5 protein-coding genes are annotated in these 6,697 nt (G+C 40.9%); 3 read left to right on the forward strand and 2 right to left on the reverse strand.

The window, feature by feature from the left end; translation table 11 throughout:
* The coding region (locus J536_RS23120) for a 2,4-dienoyl-CoA reductase FMN-binding domain-containing protein (protein WP_050680462.1) at positions 1-1,801 on the reverse strand (1,801 nt) is incomplete at its 3' end.
* Positions 1,802-2,098: 297 nt separating this feature from the next.
* Here J536_RS23120 and argG point away from each other — a divergent pair.
* The gene (gene argG / locus J536_RS23125) at positions 2,099-3,457 is read left to right on the forward strand and encodes an argininosuccinate synthase (protein WP_079748292.1); all 1,359 of its coding nucleotides are present in this window, start codon (positions 2,099-2,101) and stop codon (positions 3,455-3,457) included.
* A gap of 62 nt (positions 3,458-3,519) precedes the next feature.
* Here argG and J536_RS23130 read toward each other — a convergent pair whose 3' ends face one another.
* A complete protein-coding gene (locus J536_RS23130; protein WP_032064093.1) occupies positions 3,520-4,782 on the reverse strand; it encodes a GGDEF domain-containing protein in 1,263 nt (420 codons plus the stop codon).
* A 149-nt stretch (positions 4,783-4,931) separates the two neighbouring features.
* Between J536_RS23130 and pyrC the strand changes: the two genes are divergently transcribed.
* Complete coding sequence (pyrC, locus tag J536_RS23135) at positions 4,932-5,966, forward strand: dihydroorotase (RefSeq protein ID WP_005070491.1); 1,035 nt, start codon at positions 4,932-4,934, stop codon at positions 5,964-5,966.
* Positions 5,951-6,613, forward strand: coding sequence for a ribonuclease T (rnt, locus tag J536_RS23140; protein ID WP_002117536.1), 663 nt, complete (start codon positions 5,951-5,953; stop codon positions 6,611-6,613). Before pyrC ends, rnt begins: the two co-directional genes overlap by 16 nt.
* The last annotated feature ends 84 nt before the right edge of the window (positions 6,614-6,697 follow it).

Raw genomic sequence — 6,697 nt, forward strand, 5'->3', positions numbered from 1 at the left:
TATATTGCACACCACGCAGCATACGTACGCCATGCTTTTTAAGCTGTGCACGATGGACCCAACCTGAAGTTTTGCCTAGACCAATACCAAGTGGTGTGGTTTTACGTTGCAATAAATAAATTTCACGGATCGCTGGTTCAACGACTGGCGGCTGCATCCCCCCTTCAGAAACATAATTCGGATCTGGGTCTACACCCCATTCACGTTGCCAGTCGGCTAAAGGTTGAGGCTGTGGTTGATGTGGCGGTTTAAGTAAAAATTCTGACACGTCAAAACCAATACCACCCGCACCAATCACTGCAACCTTTTGCCCGACTTCTGCCCCTTTCAAAACTTGAGCATACGAAAGGACTTGTGGTGCGTCACTTCCTTCAATTTTTAATGCGCGAGGGATTACACCAGTTGCAACAATTACTTCATCAAAACCTTCACGTTCAAGTTGTTCACGATTTACGCGAGTATTTAAACGTACGTCCACCCCTGTTTTTTCGAGTTGGACTTTAAAGTAGCGGATCGTCTCGTGAAATTCTTCTTTGCCTGGTACAACTTTGGCAAAGTTAAATTGACCGCCTACATCCGATGTTGCTTCAAACAAAGTGACTGCATGACCACGACTTGCCGCAACAGTTGCCGCCGACATACCCGCTACTCCACCGCCCACAACTGCAATTCGCTTAGGCTGTTTAGTCTTTAAATAGACCAGTTCTGTTTCATGGCCTGCACGTGGGTTAACCAAACAAGATACACGCTTATTTTTAAAAGCATGGTCTAAACAGGCTTGGTTACATGCAATACAGGTATTAATTTCATCAACACGGTTAGTCGCAGTTTTATTTACCCAAAATGCATCGGCCAATAAAGGACGCGCCATTTGAACCATATCTGCTTTACCAGTTGCCAAAATTTCTTCGGCAGTTTCAGGCATGTTAATACGGTTTGAAGCAATAATCGGAATAGAAATATGCTGTTTTACATGAGCAGTGTAGTCAACAAAAGCTGCACGAGGCACAGATGTTACAATGGTCGGCACACGAGCTTCATGCCAGCCAATGCCGGTATTTAATAAAGTCACACCTGCTTTTTCTAAAGCTTTGGCTACAGTCACCACCTCTTGCATGGTGTTACCGTCATGGACTAAATCGAGTAAAGACAAGCGGAAACAGATAATAAATTTCTCACCGACTTTGGCACGAATCGCTTTAACAATCTCGACTGGAAAGCGCATACGGTTTTCAATTTCACCACCCCAACGGTCAGTACGCTGGTTCACGTGGCGACTTAAAAACTGGTTAATGAGATAACCTTCCGAGCCCATAATTTCGACACCGTCATAACCTGCTTTTTTAGCGATATCGGCGCACTGAGCGTAATCTTCTATTGTGCTCAGAATATTTTTTTCAGAAAGCTGGCGTGGTTTAAAAGGTGAAATTGGAGATTTAATTGCAGTTGAAGACACAACAAATGGCTGGTAACCGTAGCGACCTGCATGCAAAATTTGCATTAAGATTTTTGAACCATGTTTATGCACAGCATGTGTAACCAGACGATGCTGTGGAATATCAAATAAGCTATTCATGGTTCCGCCAGCAGGTGCTAACCATCCTTGACGGTTCGGTGAAATACCACCTGTCACAATCAGGCCCACCCCACCTTTTGCACGCTCTTCAAAATAAGCTGCCAGCTTTGGGTAATTGTAAAAACGGTCTTCAAGCCCCGTATGCATGGAACCCATCACCACACGGTTTTTAATAGTGGTAAAGCCTAAATGTAATGGTTTTAATAAATTGGCGTAACTTGTCATGCTGCGTCCCAATAATTTTTTGCAACTTGTTGCATAGTACTTTAATACTTTTTTGATAATTTTGGATGACCACACAAAGAAATTTATCGGAGCTTATGGTCAATCCATTTATTTAAGAACAATACTTCATTCACTTCTTCTTATTCTATAAATAGCCTTATATTTTTTATCAAATTAAAACTTCAAATCAGAACAAGTGAATTAATGCTTTTTTTGCGAAAAAAAGCACCATGAATAGTGCTACAATAGCCGCCATTCAGAATTCTCAAGACCGCCTATATGGGGTCTTTTTCATAAATGTTAGGATTAGCAATGACTGATAATGCAACTATCTTGCAGCATGTACCAGTAGGCAAAAAAGTTGGGATTGCCTTCTCCGGAGGCCTAGACACTTCAGCTGCCTTATTGTGGATGAAACAAAAAGGCGCAGAACCTTATGCATATACTGCAAACTTAGGTCAGCCTGATGAAGATGACTATGATGCAATTCCAAAGAAAGCAGAACAATACGGCGCTGTAAAAGCTCGCTTAATTGACTGCCGCTTACAACTTGCGCTTGAAGGTATTGCTGCGATTCAGTGTGGTGCATTCCATATCAGTACAGGTGGTGTTCCTTATTTCAATACGACTCCACTCGGTCGTGCAGTAACAGGTACAATGCTAGTTACCGCAATGAAAGAAGATGACGTAAACATCTGGGGTGACGGCTCAACTTATAAAGGTAACGATATTGAACGTTTCTATCGTTATGGTTTGTTGACTAACCCGAATCTTAAAATTTATAAGCCTTGGTTAGATCAAAACTTCATCGATGAGCTTGGTGGCCGTGCAGAAATGTCACAGTTCCTGATCGACAACGGTTTTGACTACAAAATGTCAAAAGAAAAAGCGTACTCGACTGACTCAAACATGTTGGGTGCAACTCACGAAGCAAAAGATCTTGAATACTTAAATGCTGGTATCAAAATCGTTGACCCAATTATGGGCGTTGCTTTCTGGAAAGAGGAAGTTGAAATTACTCCAGAAGAAGTGACTGTACGTTTTGAAGAAGGTGTACCTGTTGCATTAAACGGTCAAACTTTTGACAATCCGGTTGAGCTTATTCTTGAAGCAAACCGTATTGGTGGCCGTCATGGTTTAGGTATGTCTGACCAAATCGAAAACCGTATTATCGAAGCAAAATCTCGTGGTATTTATGAAGCACCGGGTATGGCCCTTCTTCATATTGCTTATGAGCGTTTGGTTACTGGTATTCATAACGAAGATACGATCGAACAATACCGCATTAACGGTTTACGTTTAGGCCGTTTACTTTACCAAGGCCGCTGGTTCGACTCTCAAGCACTTATGTTGCGTGAAACTGCACAGCGTTGGGTTGCTAAAGCGATTACTGGTGAAGTAACTCTTGAACTTCGTCGTGGTAATGACTACACCATCATGAACACTGAATCTCCAAACTTAACGTACGAAGCTGAACGTTTAACAATGGAAAAAGGCGATTCAATGTTTACGCCAATGGACCGTATTGGTCAGTTGACTATGCGTAACCTCGACATTACCGATACACGTGCAAAACTTGGTATCTATACAGATGCTGGTTTGCTTTCAATCGGCCAAGGTTCTGCTGTGCCACAGCTCGATAGCAAGAAAAAATAATTTTCTTAATTAATAAAAAAGCCACCGACACAGGTGGCTTTTTTATTTCAAGCAACTAGAGTTTAAGCAAGTTCTGCTGCTTCCAAGGGTTGATAATAAATCTGGTTACGTCCAAGCTGCTTAGCTCGGTACAAAGCTTGATCCGCAGCATGAATTAATTTTTCCTGATTTACTTTAAAACCTTCTGTATAAACAGTAAAACCTAAACTAATCGTGACATGCTTAGAGACTAAAGATGCTGCATGAGGAATCGCTTGGCGTTCAATCGCTTTATAAATATTTGCAGCAACGGCATAGGCGCCTTGAGCTGGTGTTTTCGGCAACAGTACCACAAACTCTTCTCCACCATAACGGGCAACAAAATCAACATGCCGAATCGAATTTTTAATTGCAGCGGCAATAGATGAGATGACTTTATCCCCCATTTGGTGTCCATAAAAATCGTTATAATTTTTAAAAAAATCGATATCAATAAATAAAACAGCCAATGGGCGCTTTTCTTGCTTTGCACGATAGTAAAAGAAGTCGAACATCTCATCAAAAGTACGTCGATTTGAAATATTAGTCAGTGCATCCTGCTGGCTTAAATGAAGCAATTCAGATGCCTCAATACGTAAAATCTGTTCGTTCAGCTCAGCAAGCTGATTATTTAAAAAAAGGCTTCTTTCTCTTGAGGTAAGCATCGTACTAATTGAAAAACCTAAAATACAACTTCCAAACAGCGCTCTTCCCAAAGCAATAAAATCACAATTCGCTTGCCATAAAATCAGTAGGGAAAAAACACAAAAGGCTGCTGTTAAACCCACATAAAGCATATGTAGAGGCTTTATTCCGCTTAAAATAAAACCCAGCATATATAAGAAGGAAAGTAATAACATCGACTGGTTTTTAAGAGCGACATTTTCTACGCTAAGGAGCAACATTGCATTGATAATAATGGTCAAAAATACAATGCCACACGCAGCAATATAAAAATATTCAGTGAGTTTTTTAAACTTTGCAAAAACCCAAAATAACAGTAGCGCACAAGCAATATTAATTGCACTCAGTAAGCAATAGATGAAGTCCCAAGTAATATAAGGCACGCCTATGACCAAATAGTCTGTAGGTAGAGCCAGCAATATGAAAATGAGATAGGTTAAAACGCCACTTGCTAAAAACTTTGAGATATTCTGTTTAGTTCGCTCAAGATTTAGACACCAGAATTTTTTTTCTAATTGATGTGGCAGAGGTATATTGGCATAACGATGGGTATGTAGAGTTACTAAATATTCTATTTCTTCTTTTGCTTTGAGTAATTCATGTACATTTCCCCTATTTGCCACTACTTGATTCCTGCCTCTCACACATTAACAAAATATAACATTATTTTTTAAGGCCTCTGGCGCTTTATTTTGCCATTTGTCCGTAATTCTCGTTACCATTTTCACACTTTATCGATTATCATTTGTTTTATTTCGAAGTTTGAACTGCCTTGGACTCTATTACCCTGCTCCAGCCAGATGACTGGCATGCACATTTACGTGATGGTTTAGCATTAAAACGTACTGTACCTGATTTGGCCAAACAATTTGCTCGTGCGATCTGTATGCCAAACCTTGTTCCACCTGTAAAAACTGTGGAAGAAGCACTGGCTTACCGTGAACGTATTCTTGCTCATGTTCCAGAGGGTCTTAACTTTGACCCACGTATGGTGCTTTATTTTACTGATTTCACCTCACCAGATGAAGTTCGTAAAATTAAAGAATCTGGACATGTAAATGCCATTAAACTTTACCCAGCAGGTGCGACCACCAACTCTGATAACGGTGTAAGTGACATTCGTAAAGTTTATGCAGTCATTGAGCAACTAGAAGAGCATCAAGTTCCGTTATTACTTCATGGTGAAGTGACTCATAACCACGTTGATATTTTTGACCGTGAAAAACGTTTCTTAGATGAAGTTTTATCACCGTTATTAAAACAGTTTCCAAAACTTAAAGTGGTACTTGAACACATCACAACAAGCGATGCCGCACACTTTGTTTTAGAACAAGACCGCAATGTGGCTGCAACAATCACGCCTCAGCATTTATTATTTAACCGTAATGATATGTTGGTTGGTGGTATTAAACCGCATTTCTATTGCTTACCAATTTTAAAGCGTCAAACTCACCAGACCACTTTGCTTGAAGTTGCAACGAGCGGTAACCCTAAATTTTTCTTGGGTACAGATAGTGCTCCTCACTCGCAAAATGCAAAAGAAAATGCGTGTGGCTGTGCGGGCTGTTATAGTGCGCCTAATGCAATTGAACTTTATGCTCAAGCATTTGATCAAGTAGGTAAACTAGAACGTTTAGAAGGTTTTGCTAGCCACTTTGGTGCAGACTTCTACGGCCTACCACGTAATACTTCTACCATTACTTTGGTAAAAGAAGATAACCTCGTTCCAGAATCTTTTGATTATTTAGATGATCAAAAAATTATCCCGCTGCATGCCGGGAAAACGCTGCAATGGAGAAAAGTGTGACACAAGAAACCTCTGTCCCGGTCATTGGCCAACGTTTTCGTGGCTTCTTACCTGTTGTTGTTGACGTTGAAACGGCAGGTTTTAATGCCCAGACAGATGCATTGCTAGAAATTGCGTGCATTCCAATTGTGTATGATGCTCAGGGACAATTTGTCCCTGGTCCAGCATTTCATGCACATATTAACCCGTTTGAAGGGGCTAATCTCGATCGTCGTTCGCTAGACTTTATTGGTATTGATCCATTCAATCCAATGCGTATTGCAATGGCTGAAGATGAGCGTACTGCATTACGCCGTATTTTTAAATCGGTGAATGAAGTCCGCAAACAGCAACATTGTACACATGCAGTCTTAGTGGGCCACAATGCGCATTTTGACCTTGGTTTTGTACAAGCAGCAATTGCGCGTACAAGTACAAAAAACCAAAACCCATTTCATAGTTTTTCAGTGATGGATACTGTTACTTTAAGTGCTGTTATGTTTGGACAAACTGTGCTTGCGAAAGCGTGTATTCAAGCTGGAATTGAGTTCGATGGCAAAGAAGCACACTCTGCTTTGTACGATACTCAGAAGACTGCTGAACTGTTTTGCTATATTTTGAACAAACTGTCACCTTACCTCCTTGACAGTTTGGTGGCGGCTTCTTAAGATACCGCCATCCTCAACGTCCCTATCGTCTAGAGGCCTAGGACATCGCCCTTTCACGGCGGTAACCGGGGTTCGAATCCCCGT

It is taken from the genome of Acinetobacter sp. 809848 (assembly GCF_000581275.1).
GTDB lineage: Bacteria > Pseudomonadota > Gammaproteobacteria > Pseudomonadales > Moraxellaceae > Acinetobacter > Acinetobacter pittii.